The 25,297-nt window shown below is 59.4% G+C and carries 27 protein-coding genes and 1 pseudogene; 17 read left to right on the top strand and 11 right to left on the bottom strand.

Annotation, left to right across the window (positions count from 1 at the left end; translation table 11 throughout):
- Nucleotides 1-12: 12 nt before the first annotated feature.
- The 3 genes from QRN38_RS25065 to nrdR are packed head-to-tail and all read right to left on the bottom strand — an operon-like array spanning nucleotide 13 to nucleotide 2,329.
- Complete coding sequence (locus QRN38_RS25065; RefSeq protein WP_003379137.1) at nucleotides 13-675, bottom strand: riboflavin synthase; 663 nt, start codon at nucleotides 673-675, stop codon at nucleotides 13-15.
- Nucleotides 676-722: 47 nt separating this feature from the next.
- The gene (ribD, locus tag QRN38_RS25060) at nucleotides 723-1,868 is read right to left on the bottom strand and encodes a bifunctional diaminohydroxyphosphoribosylaminopyrimidine deaminase/5-amino-6-(5-phosphoribosylamino)uracil reductase RibD (protein WP_074844442.1); all 1,146 of its coding nucleotides are present in this window, start codon (nucleotides 1,866-1,868) and stop codon (nucleotides 723-725) included.
- Nucleotides 1,865-2,329 (bottom strand): transcriptional regulator NrdR, encoded by a 465-nt coding sequence (gene nrdR, locus QRN38_RS25055; RefSeq protein WP_003379141.1) that lies wholly within the window; start codon nucleotides 2,327-2,329, stop codon nucleotides 1,865-1,867. Before nrdR ends, ribD begins: the two co-directional genes overlap by 4 nt.
- Nucleotides 2,330-2,505: 176 nt before the next feature.
- Here nrdR and QRN38_RS25050 point away from each other — a divergent pair, with 176 nt between their 5' ends.
- The 3 genes from QRN38_RS25050 (at nucleotide 2,506) to trxA (ending at nucleotide 4,650) form a co-directional block, all read left to right on the top strand.
- Nucleotides 2,506-2,955 (top strand): lipoprotein, encoded by a 450-nt coding sequence (locus QRN38_RS25050; protein WP_003379143.1) that lies wholly within the window; start codon nucleotides 2,506-2,508, stop codon nucleotides 2,953-2,955.
- Nucleotides 2,952-3,605, top strand: a complete 654-nt coding sequence (locus QRN38_RS25045) for a class I SAM-dependent methyltransferase (RefSeq protein WP_057417506.1) — start codon at nucleotides 2,952-2,954, stop codon at nucleotides 3,603-3,605. Before QRN38_RS25050 ends, QRN38_RS25045 begins: the two co-directional genes overlap by 4 nt.
- 172 nt (nucleotides 3,606-3,777) lie before the next feature.
- Nucleotides 3,778-4,650, top strand: coding sequence for a thioredoxin (gene trxA / locus QRN38_RS25040; RefSeq protein ID WP_003379146.1), 873 nt, complete (start codon nucleotides 3,778-3,780; stop codon nucleotides 4,648-4,650).
- A gap of 54 nt (nucleotides 4,651-4,704) precedes the next feature.
- Here the strand turns inward: trxA and QRN38_RS25035 are convergent, their stop codons facing one another.
- Entirely contained in the window at nucleotides 4,705-5,061 is a 357-nt protein-coding gene (locus tag QRN38_RS25035) for a hypothetical protein (protein ID WP_005769010.1), read from the bottom strand.
- A 75-nt stretch (nucleotides 5,062-5,136) separates the two neighbouring features.
- Nucleotides 5,137-5,559: a nuclear transport factor 2 family protein gene (locus QRN38_RS25030; RefSeq protein WP_005614373.1), complete on the bottom strand. Its 423-nt coding sequence runs from the start codon at nucleotides 5,557-5,559 to the stop codon at nucleotides 5,137-5,139.
- Nucleotides 5,560-5,862: 303 nt separating this feature from the next.
- Here QRN38_RS25030 and QRN38_RS25025 point away from each other — a divergent pair, with 303 nt between their 5' ends.
- From QRN38_RS25025 to QRN38_RS25005, 5 genes are all read left to right on the top strand, one after another.
- On the top strand, nucleotides 5,863-6,450 hold the full coding sequence (locus tag QRN38_RS25025; protein ID WP_057417505.1) for a DUF2796 domain-containing protein: 588 nt from the start codon (nucleotides 5,863-5,865) through the stop codon (nucleotides 6,448-6,450).
- A 69-nt stretch (nucleotides 6,451-6,519) separates the two neighbouring features.
- Nucleotides 6,520-7,230 carry an ABC transporter ATP-binding protein gene (locus tag QRN38_RS25020; RefSeq protein WP_007245482.1) on the top strand — a complete coding sequence of 237 codons (711 nt, stop codon included), beginning with the start codon at nucleotides 6,520-6,522 and terminating at the stop codon, nucleotides 7,228-7,230.
- A 1-nt stretch (nucleotide 7,231) separates the two neighbouring features.
- Nucleotides 7,232-8,497: an ABC transporter permease gene (locus QRN38_RS25015; protein WP_005769004.1), complete on the top strand. Its 1,266-nt coding sequence runs from the start codon at nucleotides 7,232-7,234 to the stop codon at nucleotides 8,495-8,497.
- A gap of 8 nt (nucleotides 8,498-8,505) precedes the next feature.
- A complete protein-coding gene (locus QRN38_RS25010; protein ID WP_005769001.1) occupies nucleotides 8,506-9,030 on the top strand; it encodes a DUF3299 domain-containing protein in 525 nt (174 codons plus the stop codon).
- 104 nt (nucleotides 9,031-9,134) lie between these two features.
- Nucleotides 9,135-9,821 (top strand): OmpW/AlkL family protein, encoded by a 687-nt coding sequence (locus QRN38_RS25005; RefSeq protein WP_057417504.1) that lies wholly within the window; start codon nucleotides 9,135-9,137, stop codon nucleotides 9,819-9,821.
- A gap of 173 nt (nucleotides 9,822-9,994) precedes the next feature.
- Here the strand turns inward: QRN38_RS25005 and QRN38_RS25000 are convergent, their stop codons facing one another.
- The 3 genes from QRN38_RS25000 to QRN38_RS24990 form a co-directional block, all read right to left on the bottom strand.
- Nucleotides 9,995-10,921 carry an NAD-dependent epimerase/dehydratase family protein gene (locus QRN38_RS25000; protein WP_057417503.1) on the bottom strand — a complete coding sequence of 309 codons (927 nt, stop codon included), beginning with the start codon at nucleotides 10,919-10,921 and terminating at the stop codon, nucleotides 9,995-9,997.
- Nucleotides 10,914-11,798: a sugar nucleotide-binding protein gene (locus tag QRN38_RS24995; protein WP_032640563.1), complete on the bottom strand. Its 885-nt coding sequence runs from the start codon at nucleotides 11,796-11,798 to the stop codon at nucleotides 10,914-10,916. The genes QRN38_RS25000 and QRN38_RS24995 overlap by 8 nt, the downstream gene beginning before the upstream one ends.
- 158 nt (nucleotides 11,799-11,956) lie before the next feature.
- On the bottom strand, nucleotides 11,957-14,263 hold the full coding sequence (locus QRN38_RS24990; RefSeq protein ID WP_057415821.1) for a mechanosensitive ion channel domain-containing protein: 2,307 nt from the start codon (nucleotides 14,261-14,263) through the stop codon (nucleotides 11,957-11,959).
- A 255-nt stretch (nucleotides 14,264-14,518) separates the two neighbouring features.
- Here QRN38_RS24990 and QRN38_RS24985 point away from each other — a divergent pair, with 255 nt between their 5' ends.
- The 6 genes from QRN38_RS24985 (at nucleotide 14,519) to QRN38_RS24960 (ending at nucleotide 20,202) form a co-directional block, all read left to right on the top strand.
- On the top strand, nucleotides 14,519-15,337 hold the full coding sequence (locus QRN38_RS24985; RefSeq protein WP_057415820.1) for an alpha/beta fold hydrolase: 819 nt from the start codon (nucleotides 14,519-14,521) through the stop codon (nucleotides 15,335-15,337).
- Nucleotides 15,338-15,505: 168 nt separating this feature from the next.
- Complete coding sequence (locus tag QRN38_RS28410) at nucleotides 15,506-16,309, top strand: energy transducer TonB (RefSeq protein ID WP_081025282.1); 804 nt, start codon at nucleotides 15,506-15,508, stop codon at nucleotides 16,307-16,309.
- A gap of 10 nt (nucleotides 16,310-16,319) precedes the next feature.
- Nucleotides 16,320-17,012 (top strand): MotA/TolQ/ExbB proton channel family protein, encoded by a 693-nt coding sequence (locus QRN38_RS24975; RefSeq protein WP_005739308.1) that lies wholly within the window; start codon nucleotides 16,320-16,322, stop codon nucleotides 17,010-17,012.
- Nucleotide 17,013: 1 nt separating this feature from the next.
- Nucleotides 17,014-17,418 (top strand): ExbD/TolR family protein, encoded by a 405-nt coding sequence (locus tag QRN38_RS24970; protein ID WP_005768982.1) that lies wholly within the window; start codon nucleotides 17,014-17,016, stop codon nucleotides 17,416-17,418.
- 70 nt (nucleotides 17,419-17,488) lie between these two features.
- Nucleotides 17,489-19,795, top strand: coding sequence for a TonB-dependent receptor (locus QRN38_RS24965; RefSeq protein ID WP_057417501.1), 2,307 nt, complete (start codon nucleotides 17,489-17,491; stop codon nucleotides 19,793-19,795).
- A 167-nt stretch (nucleotides 19,796-19,962) separates the two neighbouring features.
- On the top strand, nucleotides 19,963-20,202 hold the full coding sequence (locus tag QRN38_RS24960; protein ID WP_005768979.1) for a hypothetical protein: 240 nt from the start codon (nucleotides 19,963-19,965) through the stop codon (nucleotides 20,200-20,202).
- 275 nt (nucleotides 20,203-20,477) lie between these two features.
- Here QRN38_RS24960 and QRN38_RS24955 read toward each other — a convergent pair whose 3' ends face one another.
- Complete coding sequence (locus QRN38_RS24955; RefSeq protein WP_005768976.1) at nucleotides 20,478-20,897, bottom strand: hypothetical protein; 420 nt, start codon at nucleotides 20,895-20,897, stop codon at nucleotides 20,478-20,480.
- A 423-nt stretch (nucleotides 20,898-21,320) separates the two neighbouring features.
- On the opposite strand from QRN38_RS24955, the gene QRN38_RS24950 reads away from it, so the two are divergent.
- On the top strand, nucleotides 21,321-22,040 hold the full coding sequence (locus QRN38_RS24950; protein ID WP_007245469.1) for a hypothetical protein: 720 nt from the start codon (nucleotides 21,321-21,323) through the stop codon (nucleotides 22,038-22,040).
- 174 nt (nucleotides 22,041-22,214) lie between these two features.
- Nucleotides 22,215-22,985 (top strand): SDR family NAD(P)-dependent oxidoreductase, encoded by a 771-nt coding sequence (locus QRN38_RS24945; protein WP_007245468.1) that lies wholly within the window; start codon nucleotides 22,215-22,217, stop codon nucleotides 22,983-22,985.
- A 147-nt stretch (nucleotides 22,986-23,132) separates the two neighbouring features.
- Here QRN38_RS24945 and QRN38_RS24940 read toward each other — a convergent pair whose 3' ends face one another.
- Nucleotides 23,133-23,375, bottom strand: coding sequence for a hypothetical protein (locus QRN38_RS24940; RefSeq protein ID WP_057417500.1), 243 nt, complete (start codon nucleotides 23,373-23,375; stop codon nucleotides 23,133-23,135).
- Between the two features lie 216 nt (nucleotides 23,376-23,591).
- On the opposite strand from QRN38_RS24940, the pseudogene QRN38_RS24935 reads away from it, so the two are divergent.
- Nucleotides 23,592-24,122 (top strand): annotated as a pseudogene (locus QRN38_RS24935) (hypothetical protein).
- Nucleotides 24,123-24,154: 32 nt separating this feature from the next.
- Here the strand turns inward: QRN38_RS24935 and QRN38_RS24930 are convergent.
- Nucleotides 24,155-25,285 carry an ROK family transcriptional regulator gene (locus QRN38_RS24930; RefSeq protein WP_057415853.1) on the bottom strand — a complete coding sequence of 377 codons (1,131 nt, stop codon included), beginning with the start codon at nucleotides 25,283-25,285 and terminating at the stop codon, nucleotides 24,155-24,157.
- Nucleotides 25,286-25,297 lie beyond the last annotated feature (12 nt).

The raw sequence follows: 25,297 nt of genomic DNA, 5'->3' as shown, positions 1-25,297 counted from the left end.
ACCCTCCTTGATTCAGGATTTGAGGTAGCCGTTCTCGGCCAGAAAGCTTTCGGTGATCGTCCCGTGACCCGGTTCTGCTGCCTTGTCGCCCAGCAACAGACGCTCCAGATAGCGCGCCAGCAGGTCCACTTCCAGGTTGACCTTACGGCCAGGCAGGTAGTCGGCCATGATGGTTTCGCTGAGGGTGTGCGGCACGATGGTCAGTTCGAACTCGGCGCCATTGACCGAGTTGACCGTCAGGCTGGTGCCGTCAACGGTGATCGAGCCTTTATGGGCGATGTATTTGGCCAGCTCGCGCGGCGCACGCACCGTAAACTGGATGGCGCGGGCGTTATCGGCACGGGCGACGATTTCGCCTACGCCGTCGACATGGCCGCTGACCAGATGACCGCCCAGGCGCGTGGTCGGCGTCAGGGCTTTTTCCAGGTTGACCCGGCTGCCGCTCTTCAAATCGACAAAGGCAGTCACGGTCAGGGTTTCACGGCTGACGTCAGCCCAAAAGCCGTCGCCGGGCAATTCGACGGCGGTCAGGCACACGCCATTGACGGCAATGCTGTCGCCGAGTTTGACGTCGCTCAGGTCGAGCTTGCCGGTTTCCACGTAAACGCGGACGTCGCCACCCTTGGGAGTCAGGGCGCGGATGCTGCCGATGGATTCGATGATGCCGGTAAACATGGGTCCTCCGGGAGAACAAGGGCTACGCGCTAGGCGAAAGCGAAGAATTATACGCCGGGTGCACTGACAGGGAGAGCAATGACTCGCCAGTCATTGCCGACGGCTCGCATTTCGATGATGTTCAGCTCCAGCGCTTCACTCATCTGCGCCAGGGGCAGATCGAGCAGCGGCCGGGCCGACGAACCGAGAAACTTGCCTGCAATGAATAGCTGAAATTCGTCGACCAGCCCGAGACGCGTGAAGGCACCGGCCAGACGCGGACCGGCTTCGACCAGCACCTCGTTGACGCCCCGCGCGCCCAGTTCGCCCATCAACCTGCGCAGGTCAACATGACCGGCGCTGTCGGCCAGCGCCAGCATCTCGTGACCGTCTTCCTGATAACGACCCCGCGCCGACGCCGCGGCGCAGGTCACGACCAGCGCACTGCCCGCCTGAAAGAACGGCGTATCCAATGGCACGCGCAGCCGTCCGTCGATCAATACGCGCAGGGGCGGACATGCAGCCGCCAGCGCCGTCAGTTCGGCATTGAGCCCCAACTCGTCAGGGCGCACGGTCAGGCGTGCCTTGTCGGCCAGCACCGTATCGGCACCGGTCAGCACCACACTCGATTGGGCGCGCAGGCGCTGAACCGCAGAACGCGCCTCGGGGCCGGTGATCCACTGGCTTTCACCGCTGGCCATGGCCGTTCTGCCATCCAGGCTCATGGCCATCTTGACCCGCACATAGGGCCGTCCGGTTTCCATGCGCTTGATAAAACCTTTGTTCAGCGCTCGCGCTTCGCTTTCCAGTACGCCGCACTGAACGCTGATACCGGCAGTCATCAGGCGCAAAAGCCCGCTGCCGGCCACTTGCGGATTGGGGTCCTGCATTGCCGCAACGACCCGCGCCAGCCCGGCGCTGATCAGTGCATCGGCGCACGGCGGGGTGCGTCCCTGATGGCTGCACGGTTCAAGTGTGACGTAGGCGGTTGCGCCCCGGGCAAGCTCCCCGGCCTCGCGCAGCGCGTGCACTTCGGCGTGCGGCTCGCCAGCCCGCGCATGCCAGCCCTGACCGACAATCTGGCCGTCACGCACGATCACGCAACCGACTCGCGGGTTGGGGTGTGTCGAATAAAGGCCCTTGCGCGCCAGTTCCAGCGCATGGGCCATGTAATGAACGTCGAGGGCTGCCTGTTCAGTCAACACTGCACTCATTCCTTACCCGGCTCGCGGGCCAGACGGTCGATTTCTTCACGAAACTCGTTGAGGTCCTGAAAGCGGCGATACACGGACGCGAAGCGAATATAGGCCACTTCATCCAGCTTTTGCAGCTCGCCCATGACCAGCTCGCCGACCACCAGCGACTTGACCTCGCGCTCACCCGTGGCCCGTAGCTTGTGCTTGATGTGGGCCAGTGCAGCTTCAAGGCGTTCGACACTCACCGGGCGCTTTTCAAGGGCGCGCTGCATGCCGGCGCGCAGCTTTTCTTCGTCGAACGGCTGGCGACTGCCGTCCTGCTTGATCAGGCGCGGCAAGACCAGCTCGGCGGTTTCAAACGTCGTGAAGCGCTCGCCGCAGGCCAGGCATTCGCGGCGGCGGCGTACTTGCTCGCCTTCGGCGACGAGGCGGGAGTCGATGACTTTGGTGTCATTGGCACCGCAGAAGGGACAGTGCATGGTGGCTGGCAACGAAAGAATGAGGAGCGCCATGTTAGCGCATCCTGCTGGCAAGACAAGGCTGGGGGTTTACGGTATATAGACGCGCATTAAAGCGATGTGAAATTGCCCCGGCTCGGTAATACTGCACGCTTGGCGTGACACAGCCTTTCGATTTTTGTCTTGTGGAGCTCTTGATGACGTTACGCCCCCTTTTTTTACTCGGCCTCATCGGTTTGCTGGCCGCATGCAGCAGCAATGACGCCCCGAAACCTGTCGCCGCGCCCCCAGTGGCGCCAGCGATCAAGCTGCCGGCCGGGCCGGGTCCGTTGCTGCCTTATCAGCGTGAGCTCAGCGGGCAATTGCTGGGTGTCCCGGCCGGTGCCGAGGTCGAACTGGCGATGCTGGTGATCGACGATCGCGGTCGTCCGCAAAAACTGCTGACCAGCACCCTGCTCAAGGGCAACGGCCAGTCGCTGCCGTTTCAGTTGCGCTTCAACCCTGAAGCCTTTCCGGTGGGCGGACGCGTCGAATTGCGCGGCCGCGCGAGCAAATCAGGACAGTTGATTCTGCACCTGCCATCAATGCGCATCGAACAGGCAACCACTCAGGCACTGGGGCAATTGCAGTTCGTCAAGGCGCCATGATCGCCCCGCAACATCTGCAACACGCGTTGAGCGAACTGCTTGGCGACGCCCGGCTGGTTGTCACTGCGCTGCCGGGCACAGAGCTGAAGCTGTGGCTGATCGACGAGGCCAACATGGACCGCGCCTTCAGCCCGGATGAAACGCGCCGTATTCTGGAAGATCCACCGTACTGGAGCTTCTGCTGGGCGAGTGGCCTGGCCCTGGCGCGTTTTCTGGCTGAAAACCCGCACTGGGTGGCTGGCAAGCGGGTACTGGACTTCGGTGCGGGCTCGGGTGTGGCGGGCATTGCTGCGCTCAGGGCCGGGGCGCTTGAAGTGGTTGCCTGTGATCTCGATCCACTGGCGCTCGCTGCCTGCCGGGCCAATGCCGAACTCAATCAGGTGCCATTGAGCTACTCGACGGATTTCTTTGCCGAGGCGGACCGCTTCGATCTGATTCTGGTCGCCGACGTGCTCTACGACCGCGCCAACATGCCGCTGCTGGACCAGTTTCTCTCCCGAGGCCGCGAGGCATTGGTGGCGGACTCCCGCGTGCGCGACTTCAAGCACGATGCCTACCAGCGTGTGGCGATACTGCATGCGCACACCCTGCCGGACCTGGCAGAGCCGCACGAGTTTCGCGACGTGAGTGTGTATCACGCGGCGCGGTGAGCGCTGAATAACAGTCCAGAATCGCTCAGCCAAACGGTTTCTGCAGAATCAAAAGCAGATGTGTGGACAGTGCCAAGCGTAGGGTAAGGATGATGCCCCACCGCCGACGCCGCTTTCAGCATTGCCCTGCGGGCTTTATAGTTGGCGGCATTCAGATTCTTCGAGACGTGCAATGAGCCAAGAAACTGCTTACATCTTCGACGCAACCAGCGCGAACTTTGACCAACAGGTGATCGACAAATCATTCGATCAGCCTGTCCTCGTTGATTTCTGGGCCGAGTGGTGTGCGCCCTGCAAGGTCCTGATGCCGCTGTTGCAGCAGATCACCGAAAGCTATCAGGGCGAGTTGCTGCTGGCCAAGGTCAATTGCGACGCTGAGCCGGATGTTGTCTCCCGCTTCGGTATTCGCAGCCTGCCGACCGTGGTGCTTTTCAAGGACGGCCAGCCGGTGGATGGCTTTGCCGGTGCGCAGCCCGAGTCGGAAATCCGTAAGATTCTTGAACAACATGTCGTCATGCCACCGCCCCCGGCGGCTGACCCGCTCAAGCAGGCGCAGGCATTGTTTGCCGAAAGCCGATTCTCCGAGGCCGAGGCGGTTCTCAAGCAACTGCTGGGCGAAGACAACACTAACGCAGCCGCGCTGATTCTGTATGCGCGCTGCCTGGCCGAGCGTGGCGAGTTGAGTGAAGCCCGCGCTGTGCTCGATGCAGTTACCGGCGATGCACATAAAGCCGAACTGGCCGGTGCCAAGGCGCAACTGACTTTTCTGGCTGAAGCGGCCACCCTGCCGGATGCTGCCGAGCTGAAAAGCCGTCTGGCGCAAAACCCTCAGGATGACGAAGCCGCGCATCAACTGGCGATTCAGCAGTTGTCGCGTCAACAGTACGAAGCCGCACTTGATGGCCTGCTCAAGCTGTTCATCCGCAACCGCAACTACGCCGAAGGCCTGCCGCACAAGACGCTGCTGCAAGTGTTCGACCTGCTGGGCAATGACCATCCATTGGTGACGGCGTATCGCCGCAAGCTGTTTGCTGCGCTGTATTAAGGCTGTTCGACACAGGCGACGCACGGTTTCCTGTGGCTGAACAACCAGGTCAGATCAGGTCGCTTCTACCCAGCTGTAAAGCGGCGCATCCCCGCCGCTCTCGACCTTCACGTTCGCAGAGTGACGCAAACGCACCAGCAAATGCTTGCCAGCGGCGGTGCTGCCGGCCAGCCCCTCCAGTTGCCCCAGCAGATCCGGCCCACTCATTTGCCCGGCTTTTTGCAGCATTTCCCGAGCGACCAGCCACAGTCGGTCATCCGGGTTGATCGGCTTGCTCTCGGCAGCGGTCGGTGCCGCCAGGTCAGGCGCTACCGCCTTGAGCTGCGCGCCCAGTTGGGCCCAGTCGCCTTCGTCCAGTTCAAGGGTCAAATCCACCGGCCATTGGCCTACGGTTCCACGAATACGCAACATGATGTGTACCTGCTGACAGTCAGGCACACATGCTCCCACAGGCTGGCGCGCATTCCCATGCACAACCGCAAGGGCTCAGCCGTAAAGCCACTGATTGATGACCGGTTCTTTGCCGTTCATGAAATTGCCGAGTGCGCGCACGTCGTAGACGTTTTCCCAGTGCTCGATAATTTTGCCGTCACGAAATCGCCACAGGCCGCAAAACGGCATGATGATTCTGCGCCCCTCGCAGCGGGCGCGCAGGTCGCCCACCACCGAGCCGAAATGGTCGTTGGCAATGATGTCGTGGACATCCATGTAGAGCGTCTGACGCGTGCGTCTGAGCAGATTGATCTCGTGGGAAAGCACCGCGTCCTTGCCGATGGCTATGGACAGGCCACCACCAGCGCCCTGATCCGCCTTATGCAGGACGATGTCAGTGTCGGCAAACTCGGTGATACGTGTCGGATCCTTGTACACCGCACGCAGTATTTCCCTGTTCGAATGGAGTTTGTTCATGGATATCGTCCTTGATAATGCACTCGACCGACGTCGAACGCCTGTGCGGGCTGGCGATGAAAATCCTCCCGACGCATCCGGCGCAGGTGTAGCGATTTTCATCTTCCAGAGTAGGACTTGATGACGCAACGTGTGAGACTACTTCTGCATAAGCGCGGGTCGAGGTATTCCAGAGAGCACCACACGCTGCCGGCCTAAAGCGACTCAATCATCCAGGCGCGGCACAAAAAACACGTCCACCCTCACCGGCACTTGTTATAAGATCACATAACAGATACCCGCCCATAACTTCCGGAGTTCGCTATGCGCCGCCTGCTACTCGCCCTGCCTTTCGCCCTGTTGCCACTTGTTGCTGCGCACGCTGCTGAAGAACACGACCACGATCACGGCGACGAACACGGCAGCCTGGGTGCCCACGAGCATGGCGTCGGGCGTCTGGATGTGGTGCTGGAAGGCAAGACGCTGGAGTTTGAGTTCGACAGCCCTGCCATGAACATCGTCGGTTTCGAGCACGTTGCAACCTCAGCAGAAGACAAAGACAAGGTCGCCAAGGCCCGCGAGTTGCTGCTCAAGCCCAATGCACTGTTCAGCATCGCCGATGCGGCAAACTGCTCGGCTACGTCGGTGAAACTGGAAAGCCCGCTGTTTGGCGACAAGGATGACGAGCACGACGAGCACGCCAAGGCTGGCGATGCAGAACACCATGAACACAGTGAAATTCACGGTCACTACAAATTCGTTTGCGACGCACCGGCCGTTCTGAAAAATCTCGACCTGTCGCAGATATTCAAAACCTTCCCCGCCACCAAAAAGCTTCAGGTACAACTGATTTCGCCAGGCGGCCAGTCGGGCGCAGAAGTGATCGCAGCCAACCCAACGCTGAAATTCTGATCGCACCCTGCGGCACAACGACCGGGCCTGGCCCGGTCTTTTAATTTCCAACCGAGCGTGAGTCAGCCCATGCCCCAAGCACTGATCGAGCTGTCTGACCTGAGTTTCAACTGGCCAGGTCACCCTCAATTGCTGGACATCCCGGGCTTTCGCCTCGAAACCGGCGAAACCCTGTTCCTCAAAGGCCCCAGCGGCAGCGGTAAAACCACGTTGCTGGGCCTGCTCGGCGGCGTGCAGCAACCTGTCAGCGGCAGCATTCGCCTGTTGAATCAGGAGCTGTCGAGCCTGTCGTCGGCGGCGCGTGATCGCTTTCGTGTCGACCACACCGGTTACATTTTTCAGCAGTTCAATCTGTTGCCGTTTCTGTCGGTGCGGGAAAACATCGAGCTGCCCTGCCACTTTTCCAGCGTCCGCGCCGAACGTGCCAGGCAACGTCACGGCAGTGTCGAAAAAGCTACCACCGCCCTGCTCGCCCATCTGGGCCTGAAAGACCCGGCGATGCTCGCCCGCCGCGCCGATTCGCTGTCCATCGGTCAGCAGCAGCGCGTCGCCGCCGCACGGGCACTGATCGGCCAGCCTGAACTGGTGATTGCCGACGAGCCGACATCCGCGCTGGACGCAGACTCGCGCGAGGCATTCATTCGTCTGCTGTTCGCCGAATGTCGCGAGGCCGGCGCCAGCCTGTTGTTCGTCAGCCATGACCAGAGCCTGGCTCCGCTGTTTGATCGCAACCTGTCGCTGAGCGACCTGAATCGCGCCGCCGTCGCTGTGGAGATCTGAGATGTATCTGTTTCGTCTGGCGCTCGCCAGCCTGGCCAACCGCCGCTTTACTGCGTTTCTCACTGCCTTCGCCATCGCCCTTTCGGTCTGCCTGTTACTGGCCGTCGAGCGGGTGCGCACCGAAGCCCGCGCCAGCTTCGCCAGCACCATCAGCGGCACCGACCTGATCGTCGGCGCGCGCTCCGGCTCGCTCAATCTGTTGCTGTATTCGGTGTTCCGCATCGGTAACGCCACCAACAACATTCGCTGGGACAGCTTCGAGCACTTTGCCCAAAGCCAACAGGTCAAATGGGCGATACCGGTTTCGTTGGGCGACTCGCACCGTGGCTACCGGGTGATGGGCACCAACGAGTCGTACTTCGAGCATTATCAGTTCGGCCGCCAGCAGCACCTGCAAATGGCTGAAGGGCGTGAGTTTCAGACCGATCCTTTTGAGGTTGTCCTTGGCTCGGAAGTCGCCAGAGCGCTGCATTACAAGCTCGGTGACAAGCTGGTACTGGCGCACGGCGTTGCAGCGATCAGCCTGGTCAAGCACGACGACAAGCCGTTTACCGTGGTGGGCATCCTCAAGCCTACCGCCACGCCTGTGGATCGCACACTGCACATCAGCCTGGGCGGCATGGAAGCCATCCATATCGATTGGCACAACGGCGCGCCGGCCCGGGGCAACGAACGCATTTCAGCCGATCAGGCGCGCAACATGGACCTGACGCCCACCGCGATTACTGCGTTCATGCTGGGCCTGAACAGCAAGATTTCAACGTTCAGCCTGCAACGCGAGATCAACGAGTACCGCGGCGAGCCGATGCTGGCGATTCTGCCGGGCGTGGCCTTGCAGGAACTGTGGAGCTTGATGGGCACCGCTGAAAAGGCGCTGTTCGTGATTTCGCTGTTCGTGGTGCTGACCGGGCTGATCGGCATGCTGACCGCGATCCTCACCAGCCTTAACGAACGACGTCGGGAAATGGCCATCCTGCGCTCGGTCGGCGCGCGGCCCTGGCATATCGCAAGCCTGCTTATACTGGAGGCCTTCGCCCTGGCACTGGCCGGGGTGGTCAGTGGCCTTGCGCTGCTCTATATCGGCATTTTCGCGGCCCACGACTACGTGCTCGAGAACTACGGCTTATACCTGTCGTCTATGCCACCTGGCCAATATGAATGGACTTTACTGGGTGGCATTCTCGGTTGCGCGCTGTTGATGGGAACCGTGCCAGCCTGGCGAGCCTACAGGCAGTCACTGGCCGATGGACTGTCGATTCGTTTATGAGGACCTTCATGATGCGGCGCATGCTACTCACTTTGCTGCTCTCGGTTACCACTCAGGTGTGGGCCGCCGAGCCGCGTGAACTGACCTGGAATGACATGATTCCGCCCGATGCACCCGTGGTGAAGCCGGTAACGGCGCCCATACACGATATGTCCAAGCTGTCCGATGCACTGGCCATGGAGGCAGCGCCTGCGGCCCATCAACTGGCACCGCATGCGCCGGTGGTCAAGGCACTGGATGGCAAACTGGTGCGTTTACCGGGCTACATCGTGCCGCTTGAGGTCAGTGAGGAAGGCAGAGTGACGGAGTTTTTGCTGGTGCCGTATTTCGGCGCCTGCATCCATGTGCCGCCGCCGCCAGCGAACCAGATCGTGCATGTCACGAGTGAGCTGGGCGTGAAGGTCGATGAGCTGTATCAGCCGTACTGGATCGAAGGACCGATGCAGGCCAAGTCGTCGACCAGCGAACTGGCAGAAGCGGGTTATCAGATGCAGGCAGACAAGATTCTTGTCTACGAGTTGCCGGATTCATAAGGATGACGGGGTTCCCAGCGATTTCATTGAGCTGAGTCAAAGTCGCCGCTCGACAGCGCTTTAACATTCTGCCCATAAATTTTGACTGATCCCCTGGAGCCTCCATGAACAAGCATCTGCTACGCGCATCTCTTGCCGCGCTTGCCCTCACAGCCCCGCTCGCGGCGAACGCCTACGAGAAAGGCGACTTCATCGTTCGCGCCGGTGCCGCCCACGTCCAGCCCAACGAAGACAGCGGTGAAGTCCGCCTGGACGGTGCCAAGGTTTCCGGCACCAAATCGACGCTGGATGGCGATACTCAGTTGGGCCTGACGTTCGCTTACATGCTCACCAACCATATCGGCATCGAGCTGCTGGCTGCCACACCGTTCAACCACACCGTATCCGTCAAGGGCCTGGGCCCCGGGCTTGACGGCAAGCTGGCCGATGTCAAACATCTGCCGCCAACCCTGTCGCTGCAATACTACCCGATGGAGCCTTCGTCCAGATTCCAGCCGTATGCGGGCGTGGGCATCAACTACACCACCTTCTTCGACAATGACCTGACCAGCGATCGCAAGAGTCAAGGTTTCAGCAACCTCAAACTCAAGGACTCGGTCGGCCTGGCCGCTCAGTTGGGCATGGACTACATGATCACCGACAACGTACTGGTCAACGCCTCGGTCTGGTACGTGGATATTGCGTCCGAAGCGACAGTGGACGGCCCATCTGCGCTGGCAGTCGGCCAGACCAAGGTCGATGTGGACATCGACCCGTGGGTGTACATGGTCGGTGTGGGTTACAAGTTCTGATCTGCACACTTTCAAACGCCACACACAAAGGCACCCTTATCGGGTGCCTTTGTTTTTTGTGGACGTTAATAGTTCATTTCGAAATAACGGAGTATCGTCTTCGCGGACGAGTCCGCTCCTACATCGAGAGATCGCGGATAGGCGACGCATCGCCCGGTCCGTTCCTGCATTCACTACCCTATCAGCAACTCAAGCCCGCGCTTCAAAGGGGTGACTTCATCGAGGGTGAAGTGCTCCAGCAGTCGCCGATTACTGGCGCGGGAGTGTTTGATGTCTCCCGAACGTGGCGCCTGGTAGGTGACTTGCGGCTGTTTGCCAACCACTTGCGACAGTGCCGACAACAGCTCATTGAGCGAGGTGGTGTTGTTCAATCCGACGTTGATCGCGCCTTCGATGGCGCTGTCTCGTGACAGAGCCTGCAACAGCAGCTTGAGCAGATCGCCCACGTAGAAGAAATCGCGTGTCTGCTCGCCATCGCCAAACACGAGGATCGGCAAGCCGTTCTGGAGGCGCTCGGCAAAGATGCTGATGACGCCGGAATACGGCGACGACGGGTCCTGGCGCGGGCCGAAGATGTTGAAGAAGCGAAAGATCACCGGCTCCAGGCCATGCTGGCGGCGGTAGAAGTCCAGGTAGAACTCGCTGGCCAGTTTGTCCGAAGCATAAGGGGTCAGCGGTGCTTTGGTGGTGTCTTCGGTGATCGCTTCGCCTTCGCCATTGTTGCCGTAAACCGCTGCGCTGGACGCGAAGATCACCCGCTTGATACCCGCCTCGCGCATCGCTTCGCAGACATTCAGCGTGCCGATGAAATTGCTTTGATGGGTGCGCACCGGGTCATCGACTGACGCCTGCACCGAGGCCACCGCCGCCAGATGAACGACCGCCTTGCAGCCCTGCGCCACACGCTTGACCAGTTCGGCATCGGCCACATCGCCTTCGATCAGTTCAACCCGTGGATTGTCCAGCGGCAGGTTGCTGCGCTTGCCCGCCGAAAGGTTGTCGAGGATGCGCACGCTGTGCCCGCTGGCGAGCAATGCGTCGGTCAGGTGCGAGCCGATGAAACCCGCACCTCCAGTGATCAGAACAGGAGCGTCAGACATGTCGATAATACCGATCCAGCAGGCTTGGCAAGCCGGCCCGCCAGGCGCGGGGCTTGATGCCGAAAGTGTGGAGAATTTTCTTGCAGGCGAGCACCGCGTGTTGCGGTTCTTCGGCTGCGTCGGGACGCGCGGCATGCGCCTGCGCGGTAGGCGACTCGATAGCCAGCGGGTGTAGCAGGCGCGCTTCGGTGAGTACCGCCTGACCCAGTGCCAGCGGCGTGGTCGCCTCATGCCCGGCGTAGTGGTAAGTACCCCACAACGGCGCTTCGCAATCGAGTTGCTTGATCACCGAAATGATCACCCGCGCGGCGTCGTCGACCGGTGTCGGGTTGCCACGTCGGTCATCGGCCAGCAGCAATTCGCCGGGCTCTTTGGCACGCGACAGAAAGCGGCCCAGTACGCCGTCGGCGCTGTCATCCAGCAGCCAGCCGAAACGTACCAGCACATGTTGCGGGCAGGTCGCGCGCACGCTTTGTTCGATACGCCACAGCGCCTGGCCGCGCAGGCCCAATGGCACAGGTTCGTCTTTTTCGCTGTAGGCGGTCGCCCGCGAGCCGTCGAACACTCGATAGCTGGAAGGCTGAACCAGCGTAATGTTGTGGTGCTGACACAGTTCGGCCAGGCGCTCGACAGAGCGTTCCTGGTGGGTCAGACGCGCTTCGCTGACACTCTCCGCCTGAAACCAGTCGAAGTAGTAAGCAAGGTTGATCAGGGCATCGGGACGGGTGTCGTCAAGCAGTTGCGTGAGGCTCGCCGCATCCCAGCCGTCTTGCGGTGGACGTGGTGCAAGGAAACCAATGTTTTCCTCGGCACCCAGACGAATCAGCGCCTGCCCGAGGGCATTCCCGCCGCCCAACAGCATAAGGCGCATTCGCATAGAGTCAGCAGGCTCGGTGTCAGATAATCAAACGAACAATCAAAAACGCCTGCAAACATAACACGTTGGCTGCCAACCCCCAACAGTTGCGCAGCCTGGCCGGTTAATGATGCCAAAACAAGGCGTTACAGCGCCTCCCTTATGGCCGACACCTTCAGTTATTGAGCCGCAGGCCCTGGCGCGCCGCCACCCTTGGGCAGACCCAGCGGTGCCGGTGCTGGCGCAGAAGGTGTGGCAGCAGCAGGGTCCGACGGCGCAGGAGGCCCTTCGGGTTCGGTGCCCGCTTGCGGATTGTTGAATCCCGGCCCCATGACCACCTGTGGATAAGTTTGCGAGAAACGCACGTTCGGGTTTTTATCCACAAGCCGCTTGAGGCGCTCGTTGAAGGCGCGCCCCACTGCGTACTGACCACCGGAAGAGGTCCGAAATTGCGCCGTTAACACCATGCCGTTAAGGTTCATGCTGTCTACGCCGAACACCTCCAGCGGCCCCTGCAGGTTGTGCTTGAGCAGAATGTCATCACTGATCGACTGCCCGGTTTCGCGGATCAGCGCCAGCGCATCGTCGATATCGGAGTCGTAGGTGAACTGCACCGAGAAGAACGCGTAAGCGAATTGTCGCGACTGGTTGGTGACCGCCTTGATCTGCCCGAACGGCACCGAGTGAACGAAGCCCTTGCCGTCCCGCAGGCGTACGGTGCGGATGGTCAGGCTTTCAACCGAGCCGGAGTGGCCGGTGCTGAGCACCACCCAGTCGCCCACCGAGAACGTGTCTTCGATGATGATGAACAGGCCGGTGATGACGTCCTGCACCAGTTGTTGCGAGCCAAAACCGATGGCCAGACCGACCACCCCGGCACCCGCCAGCAGCGGCGCGACATTGATGCCCAGATTGGCCATGGTGGTGATCGCGCAGATCACCACCAGAATGATTTTAACGGCGTTGCGCAGCAGCGGCAGAATGGTCTTGATGCGCGTGCTCGGCTGGCGGCCGCTGCGATGGTTGACCGGCGGTTTGAGGGCTTCCTGAATCGCGGTGTCGAGCACCACCCACAGCAACCAGGTGACCACGAATATCAGGCCGATGCTGCTCAACGAGTCGCTGATCACCCGGCCCAGAGTATTGCGCTGGGCAAACTCGAACATCGAGAAGCCCCAGATACGCCCCAACACCTCAATGAACGTGATGGCCAGCGCAATGCGCACTACCGCATACAGCAGGCTCAGCAGGCGCGCCTTGTACACATGGCCGCCGCGCCCCAGAGATTCGTTCGGTTTGAACAGGTGCTGGAAGACCGTACTCAAAAACACCGTGGCGATCAGCAGAATGGTCGTGAACAACGCGCAACGCAGCGCTTCCTGACTGTCTTCAGCGGCACCGATGAGGTTGATCGCCGAGACCAGAATCATCAGCAGAATCGGCAGGTGCCACAGATTGGAGAATATCTTCAGCGACTGTTGCAGTGCAGGTCGTTGCAAGCGGCTGCCCAACGAGCGGTTACGGATCAGGTGCGCGACCGGGCGACGTACCTTGATGATCAGCATGCAGAACACCACCGAGGCGAACAGCCCGGTGAACACTGCAACGCTGGTGGTAACGTTACTGCCCAGTTGACGGGCGATCTGCGGGCTGGTCAGTGCATCGCTCAGCGCCGCCAGAAAGCCGACCACAAACAAGGGCCTTGGCGCGTAGCGGCGGATCATGCGCACCGCAGCGCGCTTGTGCCCGGAGTTGAACATCACGATCACGCAGAGCAGCACCGAGGTGGACACGATGCCGCTGCTGGTCGCGTAGGCAAAACACAGCGCCAGCGCACGGCCGACCGATGCCGGCATGAAGTGACTGACATACAGGGTCAACGGCAGGCAGATGATCGCCGGCAATGTGAACGGCAAGACGTATTTGAGCAGCGCCTGGCTGCGCTCGCGAACATGGATAAAGTTGGTCCGGCACAGGCGAACGGCGAGGAAGCGTCCGAGGGTCGTCAGTACCGCGAACGAGCCGATCCACACAAACGACAGGGCGAGAAAGTCGCCCACGACACTCCACCCAGAGCGCGTCGTGCGTTTGTTGACCAGTTTTTCCAGTTCATCGGCTGCGCGGTCGGCGCGCAATCGCCAGGCGTCGAACAGGTTGTCATCCAGATTGAGCTTTTCCTGGACGTCATCGATGCTGGAGCTGATAGCCCCAAGCAAACCGCCTTGCACCAGAAGCTCGGCGGCCGGATCGGCTGCGGCAGGGTCGGCAGCAGCGTCTGATTTGGCATCGGTTTTTTCGGCGGCCTTTTCATCCGGCTTGGCCGCTGCTTTGTCAGCAGCCTTGCCATCGGCCTTGTCGGCCGCCTTGTCATCGGCTGGCACCGCGGCGCCCATGGGCAGTGCAGGAACATCGGCCGCTTGAAGATTGAAACTGCCTGCCAATAACAACAGACCCGACAGGATCAGGATTTTCAGCTGAGACGCCACGCAGTTCTCCTTAAATGGACAGGTCCGGGGGCTTTAGTCCCAAGGAACTGATTCCCGTTTGCCCGGCAAGTTCGGTTGTGGGAGGGAAATACGGTGAGCCAATGTTTCAAAAGCCGCCTTGGCACCGTGCATTTAGTCTTCCCGGCTGAACTATGCAAAGGGCTGAATGCCGGAATTATCGGGAGCTGCCAAATGCTCCGATGAGTCAGCCCGCAATGGCGCTGCCCGATCAATCCGACATCGAGAGGAATCTACATGAGCACGTTCACCACACAAGATGGCACCGAGATCTATTACAAGGACTGGGGCACAGGCACGCCGGTACTGTTCAGTCACGGCTGGCCGCTGGATGCGGACATGTGGGAATACCAGATGGAATACCTCAGCAGCCGCGGCTACCGCACCATCGCGTATGACCGTCGCGGCTTTGGTCGGTCCAGCCAGCCGTGGACGGGCTACGACTACGACACCTTCGCCGACGACCTGGCGGCATTGATCGAGCACCTTGACCTGCGCGACGTGACACTGGTCGGTTTCTCGATGGGCGGCGGCGACGTGACGCGCTACATCGCCAAATACGGCAGCGAGCGGGTCGCCAAACTGGCCTTGCTGGGCTCGGTGACTCCGTTTTTCCTCAAGACCGAAGACAACCCGGAAGGCGTCGACAAGTCAGTCTTCGACGGGATCAAGGACGGTTTGCTGAAAGACCGTGCGCAGTTCATCAGCGATTTCGCCAACACGTTCTATGGCATCAACCATGGCCAGAAAGTCTCCGAGGGCGTACTGACCCAGACGCTGAATATCGCCCTGCTTGCCTCGCTGAAAGGCACGCTGGATTGCGTCACGGCGTTCTCGGCAACGGACTTGCGTGATGACATGGCGAAAATCGATGTGCCGACCCTGGTGATCCACGGTGATGACGATCAGGTGGTGCCCTTCGAGGCCTCGGGCAAACGCGCTGCCGAACTGATCAAGGGTGCCAGACTGAACGTCTATTCAGGCGCACCGCATGGCTTTGCCGTGACTCACGCGCAGCAGTTGAACGAGGATTTGCTGGCGTTTGTCGCGAGCTGACACAGCCACTGTAGAAATCCCCTCGCCCGCCTCCATCGATAGAAAAACCCTGACCAAGCGGCAGTGGTCATAATTAATACACACACTGAGTATTAATATCAGCACCAGTTGAAACGAGCCCGTCGCCAACGCGCCGGGCTCGTACTCTTTCGCTGGTGAGCTGAACTCATGTCAACGCTGATCCTGCCCCGCCGACTACCGCCGCGTCAGTTACGCCACTGGCCAGAACAGCCAAACGGCGGCTGCCCGGTCGCCCCGTCTTCGCTGCGCGTGCCGCAACAGAACCCGGCGCAACCACGAGCATGGCCGCAAAACGCACTGGCGATCATGGTTGCGCTCAGTTTGCATGCTGCACTGGCGTATTGGCTGACAGCCGAGCACCCACAGGCGCCCGAACCCACGCCGCCAATGCCGATCACTGTGCAATGGGTGCCGCCGCCAGCCCCCGTGCCAGCCACGCAGCCCGTTTCACAACCGACGCCACAGCCTGCGGCCGAACCACAGCAGCAGGCTCCCGCGCCTGCTGCGCCTAACCCCACAGCATTGCCCAGGCCCAAAACGCAGGCGAAAACGGCCGCAGCAAAACCCGCCGCACCGACGCATTCCGCGGCACCTTCTACAGCACCGACGACACCTGCGCCCGCGCCAGCACCGTCGCCAGCTGCAGCACCTGCGCCAGCACAGACCACCACTGCGCCCATAGGCCGCGCCGGTTACCTGAACAACCCGCCCCCGATCTACCCGCCCGCCGCTGCGCGCAGGCACCAGGAAGGCACGACATTGCTGCGCGTTCATGTGCTGCCCAGCGGACGTACCGATCAGGTGCAAGTGCTGCAAAGCAGTGGCGTCCCGGCGCTGGACGAAGCCGCGCAGGCCGCTGTCCGGCAATGGACTTTTATTCCCGCCAAACGCGGCGAAACCCCGGTTGAAGGCTGGGTCAACGTGCCCCTGGCTTTCAAACTCGCACCCTGAGGCTTACGTCATGAACACTGCTTATTCCGTACTCATCACTCAATCTTCGATGACGTTGCTGGTGATTTTCTCGCTGGTGACCTGGGCGCTGCTGCTCGGCAAAACTCTTCAGCACTGGCGACTGAGCCGTCAGAACCGGCGCTACTCGACGCAATTCTGGGCCGCCCGCGACCTGAAAAATGCGCTGCACCTGCCGCACAGTGAAGGCAGCCTGGCACGCCTGACCGACGCAGGCGCGCAGGCCCTCGCAACGCCGCACGACTCGCCGGACCTGGGCCACAGCTGGAATCGTCAGGACCTGCTGGAGCGCAGCCTGCGCCAGCAGATCCACAAGGAGCGTCGTCGCCTGGAGAGCGGCATGATCCTGCTGGCCTCGATCGGCAGCACAGCGCCCTTTATCGGTCTGTTCGGTACCGTCTTCGGAATCATTCACGCACTCACAGCGATCAGCCAGGCCAAGTCAGCGAGCATTGCGGTGGTTGCAGGACCCATCGGTGAAGCCTTGGTGGCGACCGGCGTCGGTATCGCCGTCGCCGTGCCCGCCGTGCTGGCCTACAACTTTTTCGGACGACGCATGAAGCTGGTGATCGCCGACCTGGAGGAGTTCGCCGTGGACTTTCTCAACCTCTCGCAGCGCAACGCCTTCCGGTTGCAACCCGAGAGTCGCGACAAGGCAGCACCTAACCTGAAAGGAGTGAGCTGAGATGTCCTTCTCCACCTCCCATGACGACGATGCAATCAGCGACATCAACATCACGCCGCTGGTAGACGTAATGCTGGTGCTGCTGGTGACGTTCATCGTCACCGCGCCGTTGCTCAACAACTCCATCCCGCTGGACCTGCCGCAAACCGTCGCCACCACCTCACTGGACCAGGCAAGCCCGACAGTGGTGAGCGTCGACGCCAGCGGTGGTGTGTTCATTGACAGCCAGGCGGTGGCAATGGAGCAACTGCCGGACGCGCTGCAAGCCCTGCACGACCAAGACCCGGACGTCGCCGTCAGCCTGCGTGCTGATCAGGCGACCCGCTACGGCCGCGTCGCCCAAGTGCTGGCCGATGTGCAGAAAGCCGGCATCAGTCGCCTGTCGGTGATCACCGAAAGCCCCTGAACAACACTCGACGCTAAACACATGACCCGCCGCAAGCGCGGCCCCCTGACGCCTCCAGGAAACCCTTTTCATGAGCATTCGATCGATACCGCGCGCCTCCCGATTCCCCGTGACGCGTCTCGCGCTGCTGATTTCATTGAACTCACTGTGCCTGATCAGCCCGTTCATTCAGGCCGACGACAACGTGCAGGCACCTGTAGCGCCGCCCGCCAGCGACGATGCCGCAGCCATGACGCTGGGCACCGTTTCGGTCATCGGTCAGGGCGAAACACGCCAGGTACAGCGCGTGACACAAAAGGATGTGAAGGCTTACTCCGCAGGCACCAGCCCGATGAAAATCCTGCAACGCCTGCCGGGCGTCAACTTCCAGTCTGGCGACCCGCTGGGCCGCGAAGAAGGCAGCCAGCGCATCAGCCTGCGCGGCTTTGACATGCACCACTTGGGCTACACACTGGACGGCGTGACGCTGGGCAACATGAGCTTCGGCAACTTCAACGGCCTGAGCATTACCCGGGCGATCATCGCGGAAAACATCGCAGCCAGTGAAGTAGCGCCCGGCATAGGCTCGCTGGGGACAGCGTCGAACAGCGACCTGGGCGGCACCCTCCAGTTCACCAGTTCCAACCCCGAAAAAGAATTCGGCGCACAGTTGTCGCAGACTCTGGGCAGCTACGACACTTCACGCACGTTCATGCGTGTCGACACGGGCGAATACAACGGCCTGTCGGCCTACGTGTCTGGAGAGAAATACGACGCCGATGCCTGGAAAGGCCACAACAACCCGCAAAAATCCGACGCCGTGAACGCCAAGATCAACTACAACTTCGGCGACAACCGCGTGAGCTTTTTTCACAGCACCTCGTCCCACGACGAAGCCAACCTGCCGTCGCTGTCGCCAAGCATCATCCAGCGGCTAGGCTACAACTGGAGCTACTACACGCCGGACTGGCCGCGCGCGGTCAACGCGGCCAATGGCATTTATACCGGCGGCGTGACCAGCGCAGGCGATGCAACCTACAACGCCAGCAGCCTGCGTGATGACGAACTGGATATCCTCAACGGCAACTTCGCGCTGACCGATGACCTGGTGCTGGACGCCACGGTCTATCACCACCACGACTCGGGCCGGGGCAACTCCTATTATCCGTTTGTCTACACCAGCGGCGCTACCACCGTGCCCAGCAACGCAATTCGCAGCACCGTTTACGGCATCGACCGAACCGGCTTCCAGAGTTCGCTGACCTACTTCCTGGGCCAGCACGAAATTCAGGGCGGGTTCTGGATTCAGTCGAACAAGAACGACATCGCCCGTTATCTGTTCGATACCACCAATGCGACGCCGCAAAACCATATCGTCAAAACCAACGGCCTGCCGCTGGCGGCCACCGTGCTGGACCAGAGTTACAACGACCTGACACGACAGTTCTACCTGCGTGACACCTACACCCTCCTTGATGACCGGCTCAAACTTGAGTTCGGCGCAAAAAATACCGTGACCACCTCGACGGCCAAAGGCAAAGGTGGCGGTTATGCCAGCGGCTCGCTGGAGGCGCGTGACAGATTTCTGCCGCAGATCGGCGCGACCTACAAACTCAACGACAGCGATGAAGTGTTCACCTCTTACTCGGAAAACATGGCGGCTTTTCCGAGTGGCGGTTACAGCCCGTTCTTCACCACACAGACTGCAGTCGATGCGCAGAACGGCTTCAAGGACCTGAAACCCGAAACCTCGAAAACCGTCGAACTCGGCTTGCGCCGCAGCACCAAGCTGTATTCGGCCTCCGCCGCGGTCTACAACACCAGGTTCGACAACCGCCTGGTGGCGATCACCAACTGCACCGGCATCGTCATCTGCCAGAACGGCGTGGCCAACGTCGGCTCGGTGACCAGTCGAGGCCTGGAGCTGTCATTGGGCCTGACGCCCACTGAAAACTGGCGCTGGTCCAACTCGATGTCCTACAACCACAGCACTTACGACGATGACTACGCCAGTGGCGGCAGCACCGTGCAGGTGAAAGGCAAGACCGTCGTCGATACACCGAAACTCATGTATTCGAGCAGCCTGGACTGGAACTGGGAACACTGGAACGCTGGCCTGCAAGGCAACTACATCAGCAAGCGCTATTACACCTACACCAATGACTCCAGCGTCAGTGGCTACTGGCTGGCGAACGCCAACCTCGGTTACGACTTCGGCAAACTCGGTGCCCTGAAAGACACCACCGTCTCGCTGAACATGGTCAACCTGTTTGACAAACGCTACATCTCCACCCTCAACACAGACGCCAGTGCGGCTGCCGATCCGTCAGGCAATTTGCAGATTCTGCAGGTAGGCACGCCGCGCAGCGCGTTTGTGACGTTGGGGGTGAAGCTTTGATTTTTTGCTGACTGTGGGGGCGAGCCGGGCGACGTTTTGCTTGCTCGCGAGGGCAATCTTCCAGTCGATGCCCAATAAGCGTTGGTTGCCAGCCCTCATGGCGACGAACAGCGCATCGTGCTGCATACTCAGCACCTACCAAGCGCCGACCTTTATCTGGACATCACATGACACCCAACGCAGAACTCTACAACCCGTCCACCGAATACGCCGACAAGCTGATTTCACGCATCGGGCAAACCCCCTCGTGGATCGCCAAACGCATCGGCGTGACAGACAAGCGCATTCGCTACATTCTTGATGGTGAGAGGACGGTAAAGGGCGAGACTACGCCGATTCAGATGACGTATACCGAGCAGTTTGCGCTGGAGTGCCTTGTGGCCGAGGCTATCGCGCTGAGGAGGTAGGCGTTTGTGTGGGGTATGGTGCAAGCTGGGATTTTGTTGCAGCTCTTGCTGGCTATCAGGTCTGCATCACTGGAGGTCGCAGTGAGCTGTAAAAGACCGCTATCGAACGAAAACGACGTTCAACTTGAATTCATGTTCTGCAAAGACCTGTCTACGTCAGTAAATTCAGCTTTATCGCGAGTATGCTGTTGAGACCTCCTGGAGGGCAAATGCGTCACCCTCCAGGAAAGCTATATGAGTGTTTAGCGCGAACGGCCAAACGTTTACGGCACTCCTTACTTGCGATAGCTAGTATCTTGCCCGCCAAATGGATTGGGGGTGCCTCTCGACGAGCGACCATCGCTGTAGCGAGTATCTTGTGCGCCAAGAAGGTTCTCGCTGCTTTGCGACCAAGTGCCGTTACTGTTGACGGTATCTTGTCCGTGAAAAACGTTAGCGGTACTTCTTGAGGTCGTACCATCGCTGTAGCGGGTATCTTGCCCGCCTGAAAGATTAGCGCTGCTGTGCGACGTGCGACCATCGCTGTAGTTAGTGTTTAGCCCGCCCATGCCATTAGCGCTGCTGATAGAGGTCGTTCCATCATCGTATCTGCAGGTATAGCCGCCGGACAAATTCGCACTGCAACTGTCGGCCAAGGCCTGATACAAGGGAGAAACAAGAAGAATCGACCCCAATAGAACAACCTTAAGTTTCATGAAAGCTCCGCTCAAAAGGAATCGAATCACAAGCAAGGTCGATAGACCGTGCGACCGCACACGAACATTTATTTTCTGGCAAACAGGAGCGCTTATGAATACTTTAGTTTCTCAGACTCCTTTAAATTTTGGCGATTGGAGCACCGGGCAAAACTACGAAAGTAGCAAAATGCTACCATTTATACAGACTGAGTAACCCATACTAAGTTTCCACTACAAAAGCTTATTTTTTTATCACGCGCAACCGTGGCGCTTCCTGCGGTGATTGCCCCACCCAGGGAACGAGGGCGATGCTTTCCATGACGTCTTTTTTGGGTCGCTTTCCGCCGGTCGCGAAAGGCAGTCGGCCTGAAGCAGTCTTGGACTGTGTATGCTTCAACCGCCAAGCTAACCGTTCAGCCCACGGCGAGGGCCTATCAGCGTATGAAGTCATTCTACGAAGACATTCGAGATTTCCTGACCAGCAGCATTGTCGTGGGTGATCTGACTTTACCGACGCACTATGCAAAACCTGAGTGCTTCAATGACTTTCAAGCGGGCTTTCGCACGCATGGTAATACCGACGAAAGCCTGGTCTCCGACGCTGAGGGCGACTGGAAACCCGAATGGTATGTCATCGCAATGACCGGGCTGGATGATCCCGTTTTCCTTGCCGTTAACGAGGCTGGAAGTGGTTATCCGGTCTATACCGCAGTCCACGGTGCCGGACGATGGGATGCCATTCAGATAGCACCGAGCCTCGCAGCTTTTGGCCGCCTGCTGAAGGCATTGGCGGAGGTGAATGAAGACACCTTCGAATTCAACCGCTTGATCATGGCTGAGGTCCGCTTTCCGAATGAATACTGGCGTGAGGTCATCGATACGCGTCAGGAGACAGCGCTTTTGGAACAATCTTCCCCTGATATCAGTGACTATAATCCAGCCGACTTTGAAAGAGGCAACCTGATCGTAAGTGATCCAGGCCCCCACAAGCTGAAGGTTGTTCAGATCGTCAGCAAATGTCGCGGATTGCCGTTGAAGGACGCGCTGGCACTCGCCGGAGCGCCCGAGTTAAAGGCCGCAAGTGGCACCAGAGGCCAACTGCACAGCTTGCGCGCACAACTTGAGGCGGCAGGTGCGACGGTTGAGTTTCGGCCTGATTAATAGCGACGCGCATTACACACGCAGAGCAGTGGATCGGTAAGTTTTTCGTCAGATGAGTATTCATCAGCATCAAGTCGCTTTCGTTCAGGTCTCTATTTGCAAGCAACCGTCTACTTGAACGTCATGCCGTGCCCCGAAGTCAAAAAACCTCAGCCATGCTCCTCAAGGTGCCTTATGAGTTTGATACCCGAACTGAACAGCAAAGCTCACGTGCTGATAGGCGGGGCCAGCCGAGGCATAGGCTTGGCACTGTGTGCGGCTTTGCTCGCGCGCGATGATGTGGCTCTGGTATGGGCGGTAGCGCGAAAAGCCAGCAGCTCTATAGAACTGACAAAGCTTGCAGAACAGTATGGCCAACGCCTGAAACGAGTCGACTGCGATGCGTGCAATGAGCAAGCCCTCGAAGCGCTCGTGAGCGAGACGCTTGAGGGGTGCGATCATCTGCATCTCGTTATCAGTACGTTAGGCATTCTCCATCAGGACGGCGCAAAAGCAGAAAAGGGCCTGGCACACGTGACGCTTGCGAGCCTGCAAGCGAGCTTCGCGACCAACACCTTTGCACCGATCCTGCTGCTTAAACACCTACTCCCGCTATTGCGCAAACACCCTTCGACCTTCGCGGCGCTCTCCGCGAGGGTTGGCTCTATCGGTGATAATCGATTGGGTGGCTGGTACAGCTACAGAGCCAGCAAAGCGGCGCTCAACCAGTTGCTGCACACGGCCAGTATCGAATTGAAACGCCTGAACCCTGCCTCTACTGTACTGGCAATACACCCAGGCACGACTGACACGGATCTGTCTCGGCCATTCCAGGCGAACGTGCCTGATGGACAACTATTCGAACCGGCTTTCTCCGCGGATCGCATTATTGCGCTGATAGAAGTACATGGTCCGGCCGACAGTGGGACCTTCCGGGACTGGAACGACAAACCCATTGTCTGGTGACTTATTTCACTCGCGATAACAAGATCACTATCAGCCCGGCGCGGCTATCTGACCAGATGTTTTCTGGCCAGTAGCTGCCGTCGTCACCTTGCGTTGCCGATAACTACCAGGTCGAAGGGCCGAGTCATCACCATGACAGATGAAGGCTTAGAATCGACGGAATGACCGTACCTCTTTCTCACTCATACGTTTTCCATCCGGCATTATTACTTCAAGAGTGGATTCAACGAGTGGCGGCTGCGGACGAACGGCTTGCTCGCTTGCCCTTGCCTCGACTCTGCGCTCAATCATGGCGGGGTATCTGGAAGCAATCAAAATAATAAGCCCCACAGGAGCGAAGATCACCATCAACGTTCTCAACACTTCAAGCCGTTCACTGCGCTTATCCATAAGCTACTCCTTTTTTTCCACTGGACTTGGCTGCGGTCACCTATCATACGTCAAACCCAGGCAAGCCAGGCGCTGTACGAAAACTAGACCTTATTCCCGTCAGAATTTCTGAGATATAGTGACCTGGTAACACGCAGGCAGGGACAATCAAAAACGGGCTGTACGAGCGAGTGAACGTGCTGCACGAATATATAAGATTTGATCAGGAGATCGATTTTGGCAATCACCCCACCCTTGGCCGCTAAACAGCCTGAGCATGCATGTGGCTGTGTAAACCTGAGCGCCCCACACCAGACAGCGGAGAGCTGAGCGATGCGTGCCTATGTGTTATTCAGCATTCTTTTGGCGAGCCTCCTCAATCTTGATGCTATTGCCGATCAAACAACTCCAGACAGCCCAGGATTGACCCAATTCGAAATCGCAGGTCGGCAGCTCAGCCTGAGCAATGAGAAGGGCCGTTGCGTACTTAACCGAGCGGGCGATCCCCCGGTGAAAATGGACATGCAATGGCCATGTCGCTTCAGCGAGAACAAACAGCTCAACGTGCGAATCGAAGACCATCGGCAGTCGTTAGTCTTTATGGTCGAGCGCAGCGTCCCTATGCCTGCACCCAGTACGGATTGCCTCACAGACCTTCAGGCAGTTCGCCTGTTCAAGGGGCAACTTGAAATAGCACCTTCAATGCGGATAAGCGCCTGCGGTCCCGGCCTCTGGGATCAAAAAATGTTTATTTGGCAATTCGACTGAATCATATTTCAAAAAAACAAATGTTATACGGTTCAAACAAAAAACCGCTCCTTCAACGGCACCAACGCCGCCCCGATAGCCGCCGCATCCCCATTGGTTTCACTCAGCAATAACCGAGGCCTTGGCGGTGGCGAGTTATACCGATGGGTCCCCCAGAAAGTCGTCGCCGCAATCAGGCGCTTCCCCAGTTCCGCCGGCAATTGCCCACCAAACACCACCGCCTGTGGATCGAACAACCCCGCCAGCGCATTGACCAGCCGGTCCAGCGTTGGCTGGATTCGTTTCAACCAGGTATCGACACCGGGCCAGTTGGGGTCGAAGCGCAGGCGCAGGTCTTCGATGGAATCCACTTGCACGCCTTTCTGATGCAGTTCTTCCAGCAAATAGCGCAACGCCGGGCGGTTTATTGATTCTTCATCGTTGTAGAGGGTGATCTCGCCTGCGTTGCCGTGGCTGCCGAAGTACGGTTTACCGTTGATGACCACGCCTGCGCCGAAACCGAAGTTGAACGACAGGTAGATGAAGTTGCTGGCCCAGGCGCCAACGCCCACCAGGCTTTCGCCGATGGCGGCTGTGGTGGCGTTGTTTTCCAGCCAGACCGGCATGCCGAAGCGTTCTTCGAGTACTGGCTGCAAGTCGATCAATGACCAGTCGCGCAGCGGCTCCGGTGCGTTGATCTGGCGGTTTTCAAGGAAGAATCCGGCGATGGCGAAGCCCATACCGATGACGCGGTCCGTCTCGATGCCGTTACGCTGAAGCATGCGTTCGATGGTTTTCGCCAGCGAATCCAGCGTGCTGTTGCGGCTCAACGGCGGCGTGCGCAGGGTGACTTGTTCCAGCACGTTGCAGCCCAGATCCGCTACGCAGACGACTGCTGAGTCGGTGTTGATCGACACGCCGATGGCATACACCGCCTCGTTGACCAGTTCGATGCGCGGGCTCGGTTGGCCTCGGCCGTTTTTCACGCGCTCGCCGCTGCGCAACAGGCCACGACTGATCAACTCTTCGATCAGGCGGTGTACCGACTGCTGCGCGAGGTCCATTTCGGCCGATACCGTGGCGCGGGTGATCGCGCCTCGACGACGAAGAATGTCCAGCAGTTTGCGTTCATTGAGGCTCAACGGTTGGTGCGAAGAAAGGACAGTGTCGAGGTCGAGAGGCATGGAATCTACAAA

Source organism: Pseudomonas sp. CFBP2511 (assembly GCF_030209255.1).
Taxonomy (GTDB): domain Bacteria; phylum Pseudomonadota; class Gammaproteobacteria; order Pseudomonadales; family Pseudomonadaceae; genus Aquipseudomonas; species Aquipseudomonas avellanae.
This window is presented reverse-complemented; position numbering and strand designations above follow the sequence as displayed.